20 protein-coding genes are annotated in these 19,213 nt (G+C 68.9%); 5 read left to right on the plus strand and 15 right to left on the minus strand.

Annotated features, from left to right (window positions below):
• Window positions 1-24: 24 nt before the first annotated feature.
• Window positions 25-783, minus strand: coding sequence for a decaprenylphospho-beta-D-erythro-pentofuranosid-2-ulose 2-reductase (dprE2, locus tag AT701_RS19380; protein WP_058126422.1), 759 nt, complete (start codon window positions 781-783; stop codon window positions 25-27).
• A gap of 35 nt (window positions 784-818) precedes the next feature.
• On the opposite strand from dprE2, the gene AT701_RS19385 reads away from it, so the two are divergent.
• Window positions 819-1,238, plus strand: coding sequence for a F420-dependent biliverdin reductase (locus tag AT701_RS19385; RefSeq protein ID WP_003895331.1), 420 nt, complete (start codon window positions 819-821; stop codon window positions 1,236-1,238).
• Here AT701_RS19385 and AT701_RS19390 read toward each other — a convergent pair whose 3' ends face one another.
• Complete coding sequence (locus tag AT701_RS19390; protein ID WP_011729390.1) at window positions 1,239-2,366, minus strand: M24 family metallopeptidase; 1,128 nt, start codon at window positions 2,364-2,366, stop codon at window positions 1,239-1,241.
• 10 nt (window positions 2,367-2,376) lie between these two features.
• Window positions 2,377-2,781: a VOC family protein gene (locus AT701_RS19395; RefSeq protein ID WP_011729391.1), complete on the minus strand. Its 405-nt coding sequence runs from the start codon at window positions 2,779-2,781 to the stop codon at window positions 2,377-2,379.
• Between the two features lie 92 nt (window positions 2,782-2,873).
• On the opposite strand from AT701_RS19395, the gene AT701_RS19400 reads away from it, so the two are divergent.
• Window positions 2,874-3,833, plus strand: a complete 960-nt coding sequence (locus AT701_RS19400; RefSeq protein ID WP_058127672.1) for a 5'-3' exonuclease — start codon at window positions 2,874-2,876, stop codon at window positions 3,831-3,833.
• 6 nt (window positions 3,834-3,839) lie between these two features.
• On the opposite strand, the gene AT701_RS19405 is transcribed toward AT701_RS19400, so the two are convergent.
• From AT701_RS19405 to pafA, 7 genes are all read right to left on the minus strand, one after another.
• Window positions 3,840-4,670 (minus strand): DUF4333 domain-containing protein, encoded by an 831-nt coding sequence (locus AT701_RS19405; protein WP_058127673.1) that lies wholly within the window; start codon window positions 4,668-4,670, stop codon window positions 3,840-3,842.
• A 41-nt stretch (window positions 4,671-4,711) separates the two neighbouring features.
• Entirely contained in the window at window positions 4,712-7,450 is a 2,739-nt protein-coding gene (locus AT701_RS19410; protein ID WP_003895336.1) for a DEAD/DEAH box helicase, read from the minus strand.
• Window positions 7,440-8,393 carry a twin-arginine translocase subunit TatC gene (tatC, locus tag AT701_RS19415; protein WP_058126424.1) on the minus strand — a complete coding sequence of 318 codons (954 nt, stop codon included), beginning with the start codon at window positions 8,391-8,393 and terminating at the stop codon, window positions 7,440-7,442. Before tatC ends, AT701_RS19410 begins: the two co-directional genes overlap by 11 nt.
• Window positions 8,394-8,469: 76 nt before the next feature.
• Complete coding sequence (tatA, locus tag AT701_RS19420) at window positions 8,470-8,715, minus strand: Sec-independent protein translocase subunit TatA (RefSeq protein WP_003895338.1); 246 nt, start codon at window positions 8,713-8,715, stop codon at window positions 8,470-8,472.
• Between the two features lie 31 nt (window positions 8,716-8,746).
• Entirely contained in the window at window positions 8,747-9,742 is a 996-nt protein-coding gene (locus AT701_RS19425; RefSeq protein WP_058126425.1) for a helix-turn-helix transcriptional regulator, read from the minus strand.
• Window positions 9,739-10,734 (minus strand): helix-turn-helix transcriptional regulator, encoded by a 996-nt coding sequence (locus AT701_RS19430; protein ID WP_058126426.1) that lies wholly within the window; start codon window positions 10,732-10,734, stop codon window positions 9,739-9,741. The genes AT701_RS19425 and AT701_RS19430 overlap by 4 nt, the downstream gene beginning before the upstream one ends.
• A gap of 16 nt (window positions 10,735-10,750) precedes the next feature.
• On the minus strand, window positions 10,751-12,109 hold the full coding sequence (gene pafA / locus AT701_RS19435) for a Pup--protein ligase (RefSeq protein ID WP_011729397.1): 1,359 nt from the start codon (window positions 12,107-12,109) through the stop codon (window positions 10,751-10,753).
• Between the two features lie 152 nt (window positions 12,110-12,261).
• Here pafA and AT701_RS19440 point away from each other — a divergent pair, with 152 nt between their 5' ends.
• The 3 genes from AT701_RS19440 (at window position 12,262) to AT701_RS19450 (ending at window position 14,830) form a co-directional block, all read left to right on the plus strand.
• Entirely contained in the window at window positions 12,262-13,143 is an 882-nt protein-coding gene (locus tag AT701_RS19440) for an alpha/beta fold hydrolase (protein ID WP_011729398.1), read from the plus strand.
• Window positions 13,144-13,211: 68 nt separating this feature from the next.
• On the plus strand, window positions 13,212-13,751 hold the full coding sequence (locus tag AT701_RS19445) for a hypothetical protein (RefSeq protein WP_003895343.1): 540 nt from the start codon (window positions 13,212-13,214) through the stop codon (window positions 13,749-13,751).
• The gene (locus AT701_RS19450) at window positions 13,748-14,830 is read left to right on the plus strand and encodes a PrsW family intramembrane metalloprotease (protein WP_003895344.1); all 1,083 of its coding nucleotides are present in this window, start codon (window positions 13,748-13,750) and stop codon (window positions 14,828-14,830) included. The genes AT701_RS19445 and AT701_RS19450 overlap by 4 nt, the downstream gene beginning before the upstream one ends.
• A gap of 5 nt (window positions 14,831-14,835) precedes the next feature.
• On the opposite strand, the gene prcA is transcribed toward AT701_RS19450, so the two are convergent.
• The 5 genes from prcA to thpD all read right to left on the minus strand — a co-directional run bounded on the left by prcA (window position 14,836) and on the right by thpD (window position 19,206).
• The gene (gene prcA / locus AT701_RS19455) at window positions 14,836-15,576 is read right to left on the minus strand and encodes a proteasome subunit alpha (RefSeq protein WP_003895345.1); all 741 of its coding nucleotides are present in this window, start codon (window positions 15,574-15,576) and stop codon (window positions 14,836-14,838) included.
• Window positions 15,573-16,430, minus strand: a complete 858-nt coding sequence (gene prcB / locus AT701_RS19460; RefSeq protein WP_371746437.1) for a proteasome subunit beta — start codon at window positions 16,428-16,430, stop codon at window positions 15,573-15,575. The genes prcA and prcB overlap by 4 nt, the downstream gene beginning before the upstream one ends.
• Window positions 16,431-16,480: 50 nt before the next feature.
• Window positions 16,481-16,675, minus strand: a complete 195-nt coding sequence (locus AT701_RS19465; protein ID WP_003895347.1) for a ubiquitin-like protein Pup — start codon at window positions 16,673-16,675, stop codon at window positions 16,481-16,483.
• Window positions 16,676-16,782: 107 nt separating this feature from the next.
• Window positions 16,783-18,279, minus strand: coding sequence for a pup deamidase/depupylase (gene dop / locus AT701_RS19470; RefSeq protein WP_003895348.1), 1,497 nt, complete (start codon window positions 18,277-18,279; stop codon window positions 16,783-16,785).
• A 9-nt stretch (window positions 18,280-18,288) separates the two neighbouring features.
• A complete protein-coding gene (thpD, locus tag AT701_RS19475; protein WP_058126427.1) occupies window positions 18,289-19,206 on the minus strand; it encodes an ectoine hydroxylase in 918 nt (305 codons plus the stop codon).
• Window positions 19,207-19,213: the final 7 nt, after the last annotated feature.

The following is a 19,213-nucleotide window of genomic DNA, read 5'->3' on the forward strand; positions in this document are numbered from 1 at the left end:
GTCCTCGGCTCTTCGCATGAGCGCTCATCGCGGCATCCTGCGCCAGAGGACCTGCGGCACAAACCTCGTCGTGAAGGCCATCGGGCGGATCACCCACGGCACCCACACCGCGCGCTTGCCCCGCGCGAGCGCCTTGGCCGCGGCATCGGCGACCTGTGCCGGTGTGCTGGCGAACGGCGCGGGCTCCATGCCCTCGGTCATGTGCCCGATGACGAAACCGGGCCGCACGATGAGCACGTGCACGCCCGTGCCGTGCAGCGCGTCGGACAGACCGCAGGCAAACCCGTCGAGCCCGGCCTTGGCCGAACCGTAGACATAATTGGCGCGACGCACGCGCGCCCCGGCGATCGACGAGAACACCACGAGCCTGCCGTGGCCGGCCGTGCGCATGCGCCGGGCGAGTTCGGTGAGCAACCCGACCTGCGCGACGTAGTCGGTGTGCACCACCGCGACCGCGTGCGCGGCGTCGTCCTCGGCGCGGGCCTGATCCCCCAGCACGCCGAACGCCAGCACCGCGGTGTCGATCGGTCCGTGCGCGGATTCGATCTCCTCGACCACGCGGGCGTGTGCGGCGATGTCGTCGGCGTCGAACTCGCAGGTGTGCACCGCGGCCGCACCCGCGTCGCGTACCGCGGCCACCTGGGGTTCGAGCCGGTCGGCGCCGCGCGCGGCCAGCACCACGGTGTTGCCCGGTGCCAGCCGAACCGCCAGTTCGGTGCCGATCTCGCTGCGTCCGCCGAATATGACCACGACACGACGATCCGTGTCAGCCGTGTCTTTCACAGCAGCGATTATCACCTGCGCTAGCGTGGACCCCGATGGCTGCATCACGTGGCAAAGCGACCACCCGGCTCACCACCGACGCGCTGGCGTTCCTCACCGAACGTCATCTCGCGATGCTGACCACGCTGCGCTCGGACGGCTCGCCGCACGTCGTGGCCGTCGGATTCACGTTCGACCCCAAGACCCACATCGCCCGCGTCATCACCACGGGCGGGTCGCAGAAGGCCGTCAACGCCCAGGAGCGCGGCGTTGCGGTGCTCAGCCAGGTCGACGGCGCGCGCTGGCTGTCACTGGAGGGCAAATCCACCGTGAGCTCGGATCCGGACGCGGTCCGCGACGCCGAGCTGCGGTACGCGCAGCGTTACCGCACGCCGCGGGTCAACCCGCGGCGCGTGGTGATCGAGGTGCGGATCGAGCGCGTTCTGGGGTCCTCGGAGCTGCTGGACCGCAGCTGATCACCGCACCGGCACCACGACGAGGTCGTGCGGCTGGTTGTTGACCGACTGCGCGCCGTCCTCGGTGACGATCACGATGTCCTCGATGCGCGCACCCCACTGGCCCGGGAAGTACACGCCGGGCTCGACGCTGAACGCCATGCCCCGCTCCAGCGGCAGGTTGTTGCCGGCCACGATGTAGGGCTCCTCGTGCACCGACAGGCCGATGCCGTGCCCGGTGCGGTGCACGAACGCCTCGGCGAGACCTTCTGCGGCCAGCACGTCACGCGCAGCGGCGTCGACCTGCTCGGCCGTCACACCCGGGCGCACGGCGGCGACCGCGGCCTGCTGGGCCTGCTGCAGCAGCGCGTAGCGGCGCGCCACCTCGGGGTCGGGTTCGCCGATGCTGTAGGTGCGGGTGCAGTCCGAGTTGTACCCGGGTTCGTACGGCCCGCCGATGTCGACCACCACGATGTCGCCTACCCGCAGTTCACGGTCGGAGCATTCGTGGTGCGGGTCGGCGCCGTTGGGGCCGGAGCCGACGATGATGAACGCGGCCTCCGAATGCCCTTCGGCGACAATCGCTTCGGCGATGTCGGCGGCGACGTCGGCTTCCGTGCGGCCCGGGACCAGGAACTCCGGGACGCGTGCGTGCACGCGGTCGATCGCGGCGCCTGCCTTGCGCAGCGCGTCGATCTCGGCGTCGTCCTTGATCATCCGCAGCCGTCGCAGCACGTCGGTGGCCAGCACCGGCACCACGCCGAGCAGGTCGGCCAGCGGCAGCAGGTGCAGGGCGGGCATGGCATCCGTGACGGCGGCGTTGCGGCCGGGGCCGCCGAGCGCCTCGACCACCATCGCGTACGGATTCTCGCCGTCCACCCAATCCCGCACGGCCACACCCAGATCGGTGACAGCCGACTCTTTGAGGGAGGCCAGTTCCAGGCGCGGCACCACGATGGTGGGGTCGCCGTCGGCAGGCAGGACCAGTGCGGTCAGCCGCTCGAAGGTCTGGGCCCGAGAGCCCACCAGATAGCGCAGGTCATAGCCGGGGGTGATGACCAGCCCGGCGAGCCCCGCATCGCCCGCGGCCTGCGCGGCGGTCTGCAGGCGCTGGGCGTAGACGTCGGTGCTGAATCGGCTGATGGTCATGACGTCGAGGCTAATCGGGCCGCTGATAGGTTGCGACCTCGACCAGATTGCCGTCGGGATCGCGGCAATAGTGCGAGGTCATGGGCCCCAGCGCGCCGGTCTTGGGCACCGGGCCCTCGGTGATCTCGACGCCGCAGACCCGCAGGTGTGCGCCGACGTCCTCCGCGCTGCACTCGGCGATGAAACACAGGTCGAGTGATCCGGGGGCGTCGACGACCCCGGTGGGCCAGTTGGGCGCGCCGGTGGGCCGCACGTTGATCTTCTGGTCGGCATCACCGGGGAATCGCAGCGCGATGCGGCCGTCGCCGAAGATCTCCTCGGTCATGCCCAGCACGCGGACGTAGAAATCAACGGTGGCCTCGACGTCGCGACAGTTCAGCACGACATGGTCGATGCGGTTGACGGCGAAGGTCATGATTCACGATACGTGGGACCGCGACTGTCCCTGCCGTGGTGTGTGACATCGACGTCGAGGTAGCCTCACCGGATGCGCTGCCGGAGGTTCGATTGACCGCCCCGATCCTGCTGCTCGACGGTGCCAGCATGTGGTTCCGTTCGTATTTCGGTGTGCCCTCGTCGATCAAGGCGCCCGACGGCCGGCCCGTCAACGCCGTGCGCGGGTTCCTCGACGCGATCTCCACACTGGTGACGCGCGAGAAGCCGCGCCGGCTGGTGGTGTGCCGCGACGACGACTGGCGCCCGCAGTGGCGCGTGGATCTGATCCCGTCGTACAAGGCGCACCGGGTCGCCGAACCGGAGCCCGACGGCGTGCCGGACATCGAGGAGGTTCCCGACGACCTCACGCCGCAGGTCGACATGATCCTGGAACTGCTTGACGCGTTCGGCATTCCGACCGCGGGCGCGGCGGGTTTCGAGGCCGACGACGTGCTGGGCACGCTCTCGGCCCGCGAGGAACGCGATCCGGTGGTGGTGGTCAGCGGGGACCGTGACCTGCTTCAGCTCGTGCGTGACGAGCCGGCGCCGCAGGTGCGCGTGCTCTATCTGGGCCGCGGGCTGGCGAAGGCCACCAAGTGGGGTCCGGCCGAAGTGGCTGAGCAGTACGGGGTTCCGCTCGATCGGGCCGGCACAGCGTATGCCGAACTGGCGCTGCTGCGCGGTGACCCGTCCGACGGACTGCCCGGGGTGGCCGGGATCGGAGAGAAGACCGCAGCGTCCCTGCTGGCCAAGCACGGCTCGCTGCAGAACATCCTGGACGCGGCGCACGACCCGAAATCGGGTCTGTCCAAGGCACATCGCACCAAGCTGCTCGGCGCCGTCGACTACATCGCGGCGGCCGAGACCGTGGTGCGGGTGGCAACCGATGCGCCCGTGACGTTTTCGACGCCGACGGACACCCTGCCGCTGGCCGCCGGCGACCCGGCACGGGTCGCCGAACTGGCCGCGGCGTACGGGGTGTCCTCGTCGATCAGCCGGTTGCAGACCGCACTGGACCAGCTGCCCGACTGATCCGGTCTACTTCGGCCGGCCGACCTCGTAGGTGCCGTCGTCGTTCTGGAACGTCACGGTGACCTGACGCTTGGTGCCGTCGATGCTCACCTCGCAGGTGAAGGTGTCGCCCTTCTTCACCACGGGGTTCTTGCCGCCGTTGCACTTGACGTCCTTGACGTTCTTGGCGCCGTAGCCGTTGGTCTCGTCGGTGAGGATCTGCTGAACCCCGGTCTGGGCCTTGTCGATATCGAGTTCGGTGGTCACGGCCCATCCGGGAACCCAGAAGAACAGGACCGCGAGCACGATGAGCACCAGTGCGGCGGCACCGAGGCCACCGAAGAGCAGCAGCGACTTCTTGGACCCGTCAGCGCTTCCCGGTGGAGTGTAGGGCCCGAACTGACCGGGCTGACCGTACTGACCGGGCTGGCCGGGCTGGCCGGGCTGGCCGTACTGCCCCGGCTGGCCGTACTGCGGTTGCTGACCGTACTGACCGGGCTGCGGGTACTGGCCCGGCTGACCGTACTGACCCGGCTGGCCCGGCTGGCCGTACTGCCCCGGCTGGCCGTACTGCGGTTGCTGACCGTACGGCGGCTGCTGGCCGAACTGCTCGGGCGACGGGTAACCCTGTTGCGGCTGACCGTAACCGGGCTGAGCCGGAGGCTGGTACTGCGGATACTGCGGCTGCGGCTGCTGCGTGTAGGCCGGCGGCTGCCACGCCGGATTGTGGGTGGTGGGCTCCTCGGTACCGCCGGTCGGCGGCTGCCACGCCTCGCCGCCCGCCGGCTGATCCCGGCCGGGCTCGGGTTGCTGACCGGGCCACGGCTGCGCTGGGTCAGATCCCTGCGGTCCGCTCACTTTTTCTCCTTGGTCCTGTTCGCTGTCACCGTTGCCACACACTACCCCGCATCAACAGCGACGACGCCGCGCCGGACGTCGTTGATCGCGCGTTTCGCGGTATTGCGCAGCGCCGGGGTGGGGGCCGCGTTGCGCACCTGGTCGAGCAGATCGAGCACCTGACGGCACCACCGCACGAAATCCCCTGCCGACAGCGGAGAACCGGTCCCGGTGATGTCGGACGCGGCGAGGGCCGACGCGAGATCGCCCGTGGTGGCCCAGCGGTACACCGCCGTCACGAACCCCTCGTCGGGTTCACGGCCGGGCGCGATGCGGTGCCGCTGCTCGTCGCTGCGCAGCGCGGCCGACAGCCGCCGGGTGCGTACCAGCGCCTGCCGCAGCCCCGCGGTGGGCACGTCCGTTCCTGCCGGGACACCCTGCGCGTCGCCGCGGGACTCGTACAGCACGGCCGAGAGTACACCCGCGAGTTCGGCGGGTTCCAGCCCGTCCCACGCCCCGGCCCGCAGGCATTCGGCCACCAGCAGGTCGCTTTCGCTGTAGATGCGCGCCAGCAACCGGCCCGCGTCGGTGACCCGCGGTTGGCCCGCATGGTCCCCGTCGCCGGCCTCGATGTAGCCGCGTTCGCTGAGCAGCGCCACGATGCGGTCGAACGTGCGGGCCAGCGAGTTGGTCGCCGCGTTGACCTTCTGCTGGATCTGGAGGTTGTCGCGTTCGATCCGCAGATAGCGTTCGGCGATACGCACCTGCTCCTCGCGGTCGGGCAGTTTGTGGACCGGATGGCTGCGCAGACGCTCACGCAGACCGGCCAGTTCCGGATCGACGTCACGTTCGGGTGCACCGCGGTTCGACCGGCGCGACGGCACCAGGCCCGCGGCCGCCGACCGCAACGCCGACGCCAGATCCTTGCGCACCCGGGGCTGGCGGTGCTCGACGCGTTTCGGCAGTGACATCGAGCCCAGCGGCGCCGACGCGCCCGAATAGTCGGCCGACGAGATCCGGCCCGCCCATTTGTGTTCGGTGAGCACCAGCGGCCTGGGGTCGTCGCGGTCCTGCGCGGCCTCCAGGACGACAGCGAGCCCACCCCGGCGCCCGTGCGTGATGGTGATGATGTCGCCCTTGCGCAGATCCGCCAGCGCGTCGGTCGCCGCCCTGCGCCGCTGCAGCCGCGACGCCCGCGACTGCGCGCGTTCGCGCTCGCCGATCTTGGCGCGCAGACGTGCGTAATCGATGACCGCCGAGTCCTTTCCGCCGATCTCGGCGGCCAGTTCGCCGAGCATGCGCTCGCCGCGGCGGATACCCCGCACCAGACCGACCACCGAACGGTCGGCCTGGTACTGCGCGAACGAGCGCTCCAGGAGTTCGTGCGCCTGCTGCGGTCCCATGTGCTGCACCAGGTTGATCGTCATGTTGTACGACGGCGCGAACGAACTGCGCAGTGGGAACGTGCGGGTGGACGCCAACCCCGCGACCTCGGCGGGTTCGGCCGTGCTGTCGTCGGGACGCCACAGCACGACGGCGTGGCCCTCCACGTCGATACCGCGGCGCCCGGCCCGCCCGGTCAACTGCGTGTACTCCCCCGGCGTCAACGGCAGATGCTGCTCGCCGTTGAACTTCACCAGGCGCTCCAGCACGACGGTCCGTGCGGGCATGTTGATCCCGAGCGCCAGTGTCTCGGTGGCGAAGACCGCCTTGACCAGCCCGGCGGTGAACAGTTCCTCGACGGTGTGGCGGAACGTCGGCAGCATGCCGGCGTGGTGGGCGGCCAGGCCGCGCAGCAGTCCCTCACGCCACTCGTGGTAGTCGAGCACGATCAGGTCGGACTCGTTGAGATCGGAGCAGCGGCGGTCCACGATCTCGGCGATGCGGGCGCGCTCCTCTCTGGTGGTCAGCCGCAACGACGACCGAAGGCACTGCTTGACCGCGGCGTCGCATCCGGCGCGCGAGAACACGAACGTGATGGCAGGCAGCAGACCCGCGTCGTCGAGCGCGGTGATCACCTCGGGGCGGCCCGGCGGCCGGTAGAACTGGGGCCTGCCGCCGCGCCCGCGACCGCGTGGCTGCCAGTCCATCAGCCGGTCGGCCTCGCGGCGATGACTGATGTGGCGCAACAACTCTGGGTCGACGAGCGTCGACGACGAACGTTCGAACAGGTCGAACAGGCGCTTGCCGACCATCATGTGCTGCGACAGCGGCACCGGCCGGTGTTCGTCCACCACCACCGTGGTGTCGCCGCGCACCGTCTGGATCCAGCCGCCGAACTCCTCGGCATTGCTCACCGTGGCCGACAGGCTCACCAGCAGCACCTCGTCGGGCAGGTGCAGGATGACCTCTTCCCACACCGCCCCGCGCATGCGGTCGGCCAGGAAGTGCACCTCGTCCATCACCACGTAGGAAAGCCCATGCAGTGCCTGCGAGTTGGCGTACAGCATGTTGCGCAGCACCTCGGTGGTCATCACCACCACGTCGGCATCGCCGTTGATGGACTGGTCGCCCGTGAGCAGCCCGATCTTCTCGGCGCCGTACCGGGCCACCAGATCGTTGTGTTTCTGGTTGCTCAGCGCCTTGATCGGGGTGGTGTAGAAGCATTTGCCACCCGATGCGAGCGCGAGGTGCACAGCGAACTCGCCGACGATGGTCTTGCCCGCGCCGGTCGGCGCGCAGACCAGCACGCCGTGGCCGTTCTCCAACGCCTGGCAGGCACGCACCTGGAAGTCGTCGAGGGTGAACGGCAGCTGCGCGGTGAACGCGGTCAGCTGATCAGGGCGGCCCTCAGGTGGCATCTTCATCGACCGTGGCGCGCCCCGCCGTCGTACCGGACACCGGGGCCGGCGGCTCGATCGGTTCCACCGAGCCGATGTCGGCGGCCTCGTCCTCGGGCACCTCCATGGCCGCGCGGCGGGCCTTCCTGCGGTCGTTGAGCCGCGCGATCTGGATCGCGAACTCCAGCAGCACCGTCAGCGCGCACGCCAGCGCGAGCATCGAGAACGGATCGGAGCCGGGCGTGGCGAACGCCGCGAACACGAACAAGCCGAAGATCAGCCCACGCCGCCAGGCTGAGAGCCGTTCGTAGGTCAGGATGCCGACCAGGTTGAGCATGATGATCAGCAGCGGGAATTCGAAGCTGATCCCGAACACCAGCAGCAGGTTGATCAGGAACCCGAAGTACTGGTCGCCCGACAGCGCGGTGACCTGCACGTCGCTGCCGACGGTCAGCAGGAAGCTCAACGCCTTCGACAGCACCACGTAGGCCAGCACCGCACCGGAGATGAACAGCATCGCGCCGAAGCTCACGAACGCCATCGCGAAGCGGCGTTCCTTCTTGTAGAGGCCGGGCGTGATGAACGCCCACAGCTGGTACAGCCACACCGGGCACGCGAGCACCACACCGGCCGCGAGCGCGACCTTCAACCGCAGCATGAACTGGTCGAACGGCGCGGTGGCGAGCAGGCGGCACTCACCGTCGGGGGCGATGCTCGCGCGCGCGGAGTCGGGCAGCGAGCAGTAGGGGCCGCGCAACCACTCGCCGAGGCTGTGGAAGCCGAAGACTCCGTGGGTGTACCAGATGAATCCGATGATCGTGGTCAGCACGACGGCCGCGACCGAGATCAGCAGGCGGTTGCGAAGCTCGTGGAGGTGGTCGACCAGCGACATGGTGCCGTCGGGATTGACCCGTGAACGGCGGCGCCGGGGATCGAGCTTCTTGAAGATGCCGGGGGTCTGCACAGGCTTGGTGTGAAAGGCGTGAGCGAGCCGCTATCCGCCCGCGCGGATCACCGCGGGGCGGATTCGTCGGCCGCGATCAGGCCGTGTGCCGGTCCGTGGACTGTTGCTCGGGTGCAGTCGTGTCGACGCGCTCGGAGGCAATCGGGGTGGCCGGCTTGGGCTCGTCCCCTTTGGACTCGGCTTGCATCTCCTTGATCTCCGACTTGAAGATCCGCATCGACTTACCGAGCGAACGCGCGGCGTCCGGCAGCTTCTTCGCGCCGAACAGCAGTACGAACACTGCGATGACAATGACCCAGTGCCAGGGTTGTAGACCACCCAATTTGGTTACCTCCAGAACGTCGGTGCTGAGTCTACCCGTGTGTGGCGGCTTCGTCGGCCCCGTCGGCTTCGTCATACGCAACGGCATAGGCCTGCAACGCGGCTTCGGCGGCCTGCCGGACCCGGGTCGCCAGGGATTCGGGTGCCAGCACCTGCACTTCGGCGCCGAAACCGAGGATGAACCGCGCCATCCAGTCCTCCGACGCATACGTCATCGTCGCCTCACAGGATCCGTCCGGCCGCTCGGTGATGTCGCGCAGCGGGTAGTAGTCGAACATCCACGCCGCGGCCGCGCCGATGAGAAGCGTGGCCGACGGCAGTGACGGGTCGGCATCGAACAACGACGTGTCGGGGCCTGCCGCCACCGCGGGCGGCGGCGGGGCCGCGGGATCGTCGAGCAGTTGGGCGTCGACGATGCGGTCGAAACGGAACAGTCGCACGGCCTCGGCGCTGCGGCACCACGCCTCCAGGTAGCTGTTGTCGCCCACGAGCACCACCCGGATCGGGTCGACGGTGCGGGTGGCCAGCGAATCGCGCGAGGCCGAGTAGTACTCCAGGGTCAGCGCCCGGTTCTCGCGCACGGCCGTGCGCACCGTCGCGGCCGCGCCGGGCTCGGCGGAGGTGTCCTCGGTGATGCCCTCGACGACGGCGCGCTGGCTGCCGACCGCGGATTCGATCTTGGCGATCGCGCTGCGCGCCGCCTCGGGGTCGACCATGCCGGGCACGTCGACCAGCGCGCGCAGCGCCACGAGGATGCCGGTCGCCTCGGTCGAGGTCAGCCGCAGCGGATGATCCACGCCTGCGGAGAACGTCACCTCGATGGTGTCGCCGACGAAGTCGAAGTCGATGAGGTCGCCGGGGCTGTAGCCGGGCAGTCCGCACATCCACAGCTGGTCGAGGTCGGCGTCGAGTTGCTTGCCCGTCACGCCGAGGGCCGCAGCCGCCTCGGCGCGCGTGACCTTCGGGTTGGCCTGGAAGTACGGGACCATGTTCAACAGCCGCACCAGTCGCGTCGACACCTGACTCATCGTTCCCCTCCCGCGGCGTGTGCCCGCAGGCGCTCCACCACGTCATCGCGCAACGACGACGGTTCCAGCGCGACCGCGTCGCTGCCGTAGCTCGCGATCTCCCTGGCCAGCCGGTCCCACGTGCCGATGTCGACGGTGATCTCCTCCCCCGCGCGTCCGCCGATTGTCCGCGGTGTGCTGGTCACGGCCTGGCGTCGCAGCGCGGTCGCCCGGCCGCCGGCGATCCAGATCCGAGCCCGCTCACCCGTGGGCTGTTCGGCGACGGCGCGGCGCACGATGTCGCGCAGGTTGACGTCCTGGGGTTTCTGCACTGCCCCTGCCGGGCCGATCGGCCGGGCCGCGGCGCTGATGCGTGACAGCCGGAAGGTTCTGGTGTCGTTGCGGTCGCGGTCGTGGCCGACGAGGTACCAGCGGCCGCGATGGGTCACCACGCCCCACGGTTCGACCGTGCGGGTGGTGTAGTCGGCGCTGCGCGACGGCCGGTGCTCGAACTGCACGGCCCGTCCCTCGTCGATCGCCGACAGCAGGCTCTGCAGCACCTCCTCGGAGCCGCGAACCCCCGGCAGGGTCGCGGTCGAGGCGATCGCGACGCCCACCCCGTCGGCGTCCACGTCGACTCCCGCGGCGCGCAATTTCAGCACGGCGTTCTGTGTCGCGGTGACGAGTTCCGGGGACTGCCACAGCTGGGTCGCCACGGCCACCGCGGCCGCTTCGTCGGCCGTCAGCCCGATGGGCGGCAGCGCGTAGGAATCCCGGTTGATGCGGTAGCCCTCGGTGGAGTCCCACTTGGACACCCGGCCGGTTTCCAGCGGGATGCCGAGATCGCGCAACTCGTTCTTGTCCCGCTCGAACATCCGCGAGAACGCCTCGTCACTGGGGCTGTCGGCGTAGCCGGCAACCGTGGTGCGGATCTTCTCTGCGGGCAGGTAGGTCCTGGTGGACAACAAGGCGATGACAAGGTTCATCAACCGCTCGACTTTGGAGACCGCCACCGGGTCAGCTTAAGGCTCACATACTGGCGATCAGCCGCTTGACTCGCTCGTCGACCGACCGGAATGGATCTTTGCAGAGCACGGTGCGCTGAGCCTGGTCGTTCAGCTTGAGGTGCACCCAGTCGACGGTGAAGTCGCGGCCTGCTTCCTGTGCGGCGCTGATGAACTCGCCGCGCAGTTTGGCGCGCGTGGTCTGCGGCGGTGTGGTGACCGCTGCGTCGATCTCCTCGTCGGTGGTGATACGCGCGGCCAGACCCTTGCGCTGGAGCAGGTCGAACACGCCGCGGCCCCGCTTGATGTCGTGGTAGGCCAGGTCGAGCTGGCTGATCTTCGGGTCGGACAGCTCCATGTTGTAGCGGTCCTGGTAGCGCTGGAACAGCTTGCGCTTGATCACCCAGTCGATCTCGGTGTCGACCTTCGCGAAGTCCTGGCTCTCCACCGCGTCGAGCTGGCGGCCCCACAGGTCGACGACCTGCTCGATCTGCGTGTTGGGCTCGCGGGATTGCAGGTACTCGACGGCGCGGCTGTAGTACTCGCGCTGGATGTCCAGGGCACTGGCCTGCCTGCCGCCTGCCAGCCGCACCGGGCGCCGCCCGGTGAGATCGTGGCTGACCTCGCGGATCGCGCGGATCGGGTTGTCCAGCGAGAAGTCGCGGAACGGCACGCCCGCCTCGATCATCTCCAGCACCAGCGAGGCCGTGCCCACCTTGAGCATCGTGGTGGCCTCGCACATGTTGGAGTCACCGACGATGACGTGCAGGCGCCGGTACTTCTCGGCATCGGCATGCGGTTCGTCGCGCGTGTTGATGATGGGGCGTGACCGGGTGGTCGCCGAGGAGACGCCCTCCCAGATGTGTTCGGCGCGCTGGCTCAGGCAGAACGTCGCGGCTTTCGGCGTCTGCAGCACCTTGCCTGCGCCGCAGATCAGCTGGCGCGTCACCAGGAACGGCAGCAGCACGTCGGAGATCCGGGAGAACTCACCCGCCCGCACGATCAGATAGTTCTCGTGGCAGCCGTAGGAGTTGCCCGCCGAGTCGGTGTTGTTCTTGAACAGGTAGATGTCGCCGCCGATGCCCTCGTCGGCCAGGCGCTGCTCGGCGTCGATCAGCAGGTCTTCGAGAACGCGCTCGCCGGCACGGTCGTGCGTCACCAGCTGTATCAGGTTGTCGCATTCCGCGGTCGCGTACTCGGGGTGGCTGCCCACGTCGAGATACAATCGGGCGCCGTTGCGGAGGAAGACGTTGGAACTGCGGCCCCACGACACGACCCGCCGGAACAGATAGCGGGCAACCTCGTCGGGACTGAGCCGGCGATGGCCATGGAACGTGCAGGTCACACCGAATTCAGTCTCGATGCCCATGATTCGTCGCTGCACAACATCGAGCTTACGGGTTGCTGCACGGTATCGGTGGGCAAGCAGAACTTTGCGCGCGCCATATCCGGCCGATTCGGCGCCGTATCCCCCTCTGCGCGGGGGCGATCCGCGAACCCGGCACATCGATCCGGCAACCGGATGAGAATTGACCGATGTCGTTGCGCAGCGCACCGGTGGACGGGTTCCGACTGGCCTTCGACCGACACGGGATCCGCGGCGGTCCCCCGGTGGTCCTGCTGCACGGCTGGCCCGGAACCCGGCGCGACCACCGCCACGTCGTCCCCCTGCTGACCGACGTCGCCGACGTGATCGTGCCCGATCTGCGCGGGTTCGGCGGTTCGGACAAGCATGCGGTGTCGGTCCAGCACTTCTACAGTGCTAGCGCGCAGGCCGCGAGCATCGTTGGCCTCGTCAACGAACTCGGTCTCACGGGCGTGGTCCTGGCCGGCTACGACGTCGGCAGCCGCGTCGCGCAGGGCGTCGCGCGCATGCACCCGCACCTCGTCAAGGCGCTCGTGCTGTCGCCGCCACTGCCGGGCGTCGGCGACCGGGTGCTCAGCCCGCACGCCATCCACGAGTACTGGTACCAGGCGTTTCACCAGCTGCCCATCGCCGAGCGGATGATCGACGGCAATCCCGACGCGGTGCGCGAGTACGTGCGGCATTTCTGGGACCACTGGTCGGGCCCGGGCTTCCGCCTCGCCGAGGACGAGCTGGACCGCCTCGTCGCGGACTACGCCCTTCCGGGATCGTTCACGGCGTCCCTCGGGTGGTACCGCGCGGGGGCGGGCACCGTGGCGCAGTCGCTGGCCGAGCTGCCGCCGGACCGCGCGGTCAAGATTCACCCGACAACCGATGTGCTGTGGCCACAACACGATCCGCTGTTCCCGCTGGAGTGGGCCGACCGCCTCGAGCACTACTTCGTCGACGTGCGCCTGCACACCGCCGAGCACGCCGGGCACTTCACGCCGCTGGAGTGCCCTGACGAGTTCGCCGCGCTGATCCGCGGCGCCCTCGGCCGGGCGCCAAATTAACGTGCGCGACACGCCGGAATTGCGTGCCTTGCAGCACATTCTGGCCGGCACACGCTGAGATACCCGGTATGCCACTCACCCAGAAGCGGGCGGCCGCGCTGCTTGCCGCCGGTCTGATCGCGGTGCCGCTTGTGCCGTCGCTCCTCGTCGAGGTCAGCCCGGCCGACGACTGGCTCGAACTCGAAGGCGAACAGGAGGTGATCGTGGTCAGCGCCGACGGCGCGGCGATCGCGATGACCCCGCCACCCGGGTGGCAGTACCGCGACGCCGGTGGCGACCGTGCGCAACTGCGCACCGACGACGGGTCCGCGGTGGTCGTCGAGGTCGTCGACCTCGACGGACGCGACGCCGACGCGGTCACGGAGCGGCTCATCCGCCGCGGCCGTGTCGGTGGCAGCAACGCGGCGCTCACACCCGGCACGGTCTCCACGGGCGACGGATCGCTGACCGGGCGCCCCTGCGCGGTGGTCGTCGAGGACCTGTCGGGGTCGTGCGCGTTCCTCTCCGACGGCGACGTCCTGGTGTCGGTGGTGGCGATCGGCACCGCGGACCGGCCCGCACCCGTCCTCGACGACGTTCTCGACTCGATCACCCGGAGTGACTCATGACCACGACAACTCTCGCCCGCCCCGCGACGCGCACGGCCGTGCTGTACCGACCCGGGTCGGCGGTGTTCTGGGTGTTCGTGATCGCGCTGGCCGCGGGCGCGTTCGCCCTGCTCAACCAGGAGGGTTCGGCGATCCACGAGACGCTGGACGCCAACCTGGCCCTCGCACCGTTCTGGGTGGCGTTCGTGGCGTTCATGGTGTGGTTGCTGCTGCGCTTCGACCCGTTCCGCGCCATGCGGCCCTACCCGCAGGTCCTGGTCGCAGGCGCCGTGCTGGGCGCGACCGTCGCGGTGCCCATGGCGATCACCGGCAACACCTCACTCGAGGCGTTGTGGGGACTGGTGTTCAGTCCGGAGGTCGTGGCGAACTGGGGCCCGTCGCTGTGCGCGCCGATCATCGAGGAAGCCTCGAAACTGATGTGCGCCCTGGTGCTGCTGGTGTTGTGCGCATCGGTCGTCACCCGCATCGCGCACGCACTGCTGATCGGCATGTTCGTCGGCCTCGGTTTCGACCTCATGGAGGATCTCGGTTACGCCAGCAGCAGCGCGATCCTGAGCCTGGACTCCGATCTCTCGGGCGCGGGTACGTCACTTCTGGTGCGCGCGTTCACGGCTGTGCCCGCGCACTGGTCCTACACGTCGCTGACCGCCGTGGGCGCACTTTTGCTGCTGCCGTCGTTCGCCGGGCGCCGCGACTGGCCCGCCGCGCGCCGGATCCCGGTGGCCGTGGGGCTGCTGCTGGCCGGCCCGCTCATGCACTTCGTCTGGGACGCACCGCTTCCCGACGACTACGACGGCCCGCTCACGCTCGTCAAACTGGTCGGCAGCCTCGTGTTCTACCTGGTGATCGTGTTCGCGCTGCTGCCGTTCGAGCGCCGATGGGTCACCGCGCGCATTGCCGACGGTCGCGACAGCGGTTGGCTGTCAGACGTTTCCGCCGACGTGCTGGACTCGCTGCCGACGCGGCGGCAGCGCCGTGCGCTGCGCAAGGCCGCCCGCAAGAGTGGCGGCCGCAAGACCGCCAAGGCCGTCGCAACGCAGCAGGACGCGGCCCTGGATCTCATCCAGACCGCGTCCTGACGCGACTATTCGGTGGGTTTGTCGCCTGAGTCCGCCTGCTGCGGCTGCTCGGGCAGCAGAGCCTCCAGCGCCGCGCCGGTGATCCGGCGGAACGCCCGGCGTGGCCGGCCCGCGTCGAGGATCGCGACCTCGAGCGTCGACGGGCCCAGCGAACGTGGTTCGGCGCCCTCTGCGCTCGCGGACAACGCCTTGACCGCGATCTCCACGGCGTCCTGCAGGCTCGCGTTCTCGGTGTAGGACTCGTTGAGCGCCGCGATGATCGGCTCGGTCGTGCCGCCCATGACCACGAAGTGCGGCTCGTCGGCGATCGACCCGTCGTAGGTGATGCGGTAGAGCTCCGGCGCCTTGGTCTCGCCGTAGTGCGCCACCTCGGCCACGCACAGCTCGACCTCGTACGGCTTGGCCTGTTCGGTGAAGATCGTGCCGAGCGTCTGCGCGTACACATTGGCCAGCTGTCGGCCCGTCACGTCGCGACGGTCGTAGGCGTAGCCGCGCGTGTCTGCGAACTGGATGCCGCCGCGGCGCAGGTTGTCGAACTCGTTGAACCGGCCCACGGCGGCGAAGCCGACCCGGTCGTAGAGCTCACTGACCTTCTGCAGCGACCGCGACGGGTTCTCCGCGACGAACAGGACACCCTCGGAGTACGCGAGCGCCACCACGCTGCGGCCCCTGGCGATACCTTTGCGGGCGAGCTCGGAACGCTCGCGCATCGCCTGTTCGGGCGATATGAAGTACGGGAAGCTCACGAATCTCCTCGCGCATCAATGCCACGGCGGGCGTCGGGCCCGAAAGTGTCGGTACGGGAGCGGCTTTCGATGACCTCGCGGGCCAGTTCGGCGATCCGCGTCTCGGGGACCTCCTCGGCCCCTTCGGCGCCGATCGTCACCGCCGTCGGGTAGATGCCGCGCACCAGGTCGGGTCCGCCGGTCGCCGAGTCGTCGTCGGCCGCGTCGTAGAGCGCCTCGACGGCGACCTTGAGAGCCGAATCCGCGTCGGACACCTGCGAATACAGCTTCTTCATCGACGACTTGGCGAAGATCGAGCCCGAGCCCACCGACTGGTAGCCCTCTTCCTCGATGTTCCAACCGCCCGCGGCGTCGAACGACACGATGCGTCCCGCGCCCTCGGGGTGGGGATCGTCGAGGTCGTAGCCCACCAGCAGCGGCAGCGCCACGAAGCCCTGCAGTGCCGCACCAAGATTGCCGCGCACCATGATCGCCAGCCGGTTGACCTTGCCGCGGAACGTCAGCGGGACGCCCTCGAGCTTCTCGTAGTGCTCGAGTTCCACGGCGTACAGGCGCGCGAACTCCACGGCGATGGCCGCGGTGCCCGCGATGCCCGTCGCGGTGTAGTCGTCGGTGATGTACACCTTCTGCACATCGCGGCCCGCGATCATGTTGCCCTGCGTCGATCGGCGGTCACCCGCGATCAGCACACCGCCCGGGTACTTCAGCGCGACGATGGTCGTGCCGTGCGGCACGGCGTCGGTCGGGCCGACCGGGGTGGTCCCGTAGGCGACTCGATTGACCGGCAACAGCTCCGGGGCCTGCCTGCTGAGCAGTTCGGAGAACGAGGACAGGTCCACGGGGACAGACGGTATTCCGGTTGTGTTGAGGGTGGGTTGGGGAAAGGACTGATTATCGCGCCAGGTCACTGGCCGCCCTTTTGCACGTATGCGCGCACGAAGTCTTCGGCGTTCTCCTCGAGGACGTCGTCGATCTCATCCAGCAGGTCGTCGGTCTCTTCGGTGAGTTTCTCGCGACGCTCCTGGCCGGCAGCCGAAGCACCGGGGAGATCGTCGTCCTCTCCGCCGCCACCGCCACGCTTGGTCTGCTCCTGAGCCATCGCTGCCTCCTGCAATTGTCTTCGGCGGGCCCACAACTGCCCTGCCGGTCCTTCCACAGTACCGGTCGACACCCGGATTGCCCGGGATAGCGCACCGACTCGGAAATTCAGTTGGTGAGTTGCTCCACGAGTTCGACGGCGCTGTCCACGGAATCCAGCAACGCGCCCACATGTGCCTTGCTCCCGCGCAGGGGCTCCAGGGTCGGTATCCGGACGAGCGAATCGCCCCCGAGGTCGAAGATCACCGAGTCCCAGCTGGCCGCGGCGATGTCGGCCCCGAACCGGCGCAGGCACTCCCCGCGGAAGTATGCGCGCGTGTCGGTGGGCGGGTTCTCGACCGCGTCGAGCACTTGCTGCTCGGTGACCAGCCGCTTCATCGAGCCGCGCGCCACCAGGCGGTTGTACAGCCCCTTGTCGAGCCGCACATCCGAATACTGCAAATCGACCAGATGGAGTCGAGGCGCCTGCCAGGTGAGGTTTTCCCGCTGGCGGAACCCCTCCAGCAACCTCAGTTTGGCGGGCCAGTCGAGGATCTCGGCGCACTCCATCGGATCGCGTTCCAGCAGATCGAGCACATTTGCCCAGGTCTCGATGACGTGGCTGGCCCGCGGGTCGGGATCCCGGCTGTCGACGAGCTTGGCGACACGGTCGAGGTAGATGCGTTGCAGCGCAAGTGCGGTCAGCTCGCGGCCGTCGGCCAGCGCGACGGTGGCGCGCAGCGACGGGTCGCGGCTGATCACGTGGACCGCGTGAACGGGCCGCGCGAGCGCCAGGTCCGACAGGTCGACGCCCTCCTCGATGAGATCCAGGACCAGCGACGTGGTGCCCAGCTTGAGGTAGGTGGAGGTCTCGGCGAGGTTCGCGTCCCCGATGATGACGTGCAGGCGCCGGTACTTGTCGGCGTCGGCGTGCGGTTCGTCGCGTGTGTTGATGATGCCGCGTTTGAGCGTGGTCTCCAGGCCGACCTCGACCTCGATGTAGTCCGCGCGCTGCGACAGCTGGAAGCCCGGCTCGTCACCCGACGGCCCGATCCCGACGCGGCCCGAGCCGGTCACCACCTGGCGCGACACCATGAACGGCGTCAGGCCCGCGATGACGGCCGAGAACGGCGTCTGCCGGCTCATCAGGTAGTTCTCGTGCGAGCCGTAGGACGCGCCCTTGCCGTCGACGTTGTTCTTGTACAGCTGCAGCTTGGCGGCCCCGGGGACGCTCGCGACGTGGCGTGCCGCGGCCTCCATGACCCGCTCACCGGCCTTGTCCCAGATCACGGCGTCCATCGGGTCGGTGCACTCGGGCGCCGAGTACTCCGGGTGCGCGTGGTCGACGTAGAGCCGGGCACCGTTGGTGAGGATCATGTTGGCCGCGCCGACCTCGTCGGCATCGACGATCGGCGGCGGTCCCGACGACCGCGACAGGTCGAATCCGCGAGCATCGCGCAGCGGGGATTCCACCTCGTAATCCCACCTCGTGCGCTTGGCACGCTGGATTCCAGCGGCCGCCGCGTACGCCAGGACCGCCTGCGTCGATGTCAAAATCGGATTGGCGGTCGGATCGGACGGTGACGAGATACCGTACTCGACCTCAGTTCCGATAATCCGTTGCATGGGTTCAGCCTATGTGACGGGTGCGACCCGACGGGCTGCCAGGTATTCCGGCCTGCGTCGTGGCGCCGCGAAAGGCTCCTCGAGCGCGTTGTCGACCGAGTTGAAAACCAGGAACACATTGGACCGCGGAAGCGGTGTGATGTTGGACCCGGACCCGTGCAGCAGGTTGGCGTCGAACCACAGCGCCGACCCGGCGGCTCCCGTGAACTGATCGATGCCGGCGTGGTCGACGGCCTTGGTCAGCGTCGTCTCGTCGGGGACGCCGACCGTCTGGGCCACCAGCGACGTGTCGTGGTTGTCCTGCGGGGTCTCCCCCACGCACGGATAGAACGTCTGGTGCGAGCCGGGGATCACCATCAGCGACCCGTTGTACGGGTAGTTGCGGGTCAGCGCGATCGAACACGACACGGCCCGGATGGCCGGCATGCCGTCCTCGGCGTGCCACGTCTCGAAATCCGAGTGCCAGTAGAAACCCGTCCCGGTGAACCCGGGCATCATGTTGATCCGCGCCTGGTGGATGTAGACGTCGCTACCGAGCAGCTGGCGTGCCACCGGCAGGACGGTGTCGAGCCGGACCACCTGCGCGACAAGGTCGCTGAGCAGGTGCGGTTCGAAGATCGAGCGGATCGACCCGCCCGGCTCGCGGATCACGCGCGGATCGTCGTCGTCGAGATCGGCGGCGATGCGGTCCATTTCCTGGCGCAGGTGCGGCAGCCAGTCGTTGGTGACGGTGCCGTGGCGCACCAGGTAGCCCTGCGACGAGAAGTGGTCCAGGTTCTTCTGGTTGAGCGGGCCGTCGGCCTCGCTGCCCCACACCGTGGGGTCGGCACGCGGGATCGGTTCGATCGCGTGGGACAGGCGCGTCGGGTACGGGTCGTGGCGCGTCTCGGCGGTTGGTGTCGTCTGGGTGAACTGCGTGGTGGTCATGCTCTCC

Origin of the sequence: Mycolicibacterium smegmatis (assembly GCF_001457595.1) — a bacterium.
GTDB lineage: Bacteria > Actinomycetota > Actinomycetes > Mycobacteriales > Mycobacteriaceae > Mycobacterium > Mycobacterium smegmatis.

Bases quoted from the DNA above. Each gene is read 5' to 3' on its own strand.
- AT701_RS19465 (WP_003895347.1), bottom strand. From the start codon at position 16,675: ATGGCTCAGGAGCAGACCAAGCGTGGCGGTGGCGGCGGAGAGGACGAC.
- AT701_RS19440 (WP_011729398.1), top strand. From the start codon at position 12,262: ATGTCGTTGCGCAGCGCACCGGTGGACGGGTTCCGACTGGCCTTCGAC.
- AT701_RS19395 (WP_011729391.1), bottom strand. From the start codon at position 2,781: ATGACCTTCGCCGTCAACCGCATCGACCATGTCGTGCTGAACTGTCGC.
- AT701_RS19425 (WP_058126425.1), bottom strand. From the start codon at position 9,742: ATGAGTCAGGTGTCGACGCGACTGGTGCGGCTGTTGAACATGGTCCCG.
- AT701_RS19445 (WP_003895343.1), top strand. From the start codon at position 13,212: ATGCCACTCACCCAGAAGCGGGCGGCCGCGCTGCTTGCCGCCGGTCTG.
- dop (WP_003895348.1), bottom strand. From the start codon at position 18,279: ATGCAACGGATTATCGGAACTGAGGTCGAGTACGGTATCTCGTCACCG.
- AT701_RS19410 (WP_003895336.1), bottom strand. From the start codon at position 7,450: ATGCCACCTGAGGGCCGCCCTGATCAGCTGACCGCGTTCACCGCGCAG.
- AT701_RS19390 (WP_011729390.1), bottom strand. From the start codon at position 2,366: ATGACCATCAGCCGATTCAGCACCGACGTCTACGCCCAGCGCCTGCAG.
- thpD (WP_058126427.1), bottom strand. From the start codon at position 19,206: ATGACCACCACGCAGTTCACCCAGACGACACCAACCGCCGAGACGCGC.
- AT701_RS19385 (WP_003895331.1), top strand. From the start codon at position 819: ATGGCTGCATCACGTGGCAAAGCGACCACCCGGCTCACCACCGACGCG.
- AT701_RS19450 (WP_003895344.1), top strand. From the start codon at position 13,748: ATGACCACGACAACTCTCGCCCGCCCCGCGACGCGCACGGCCGTGCTG.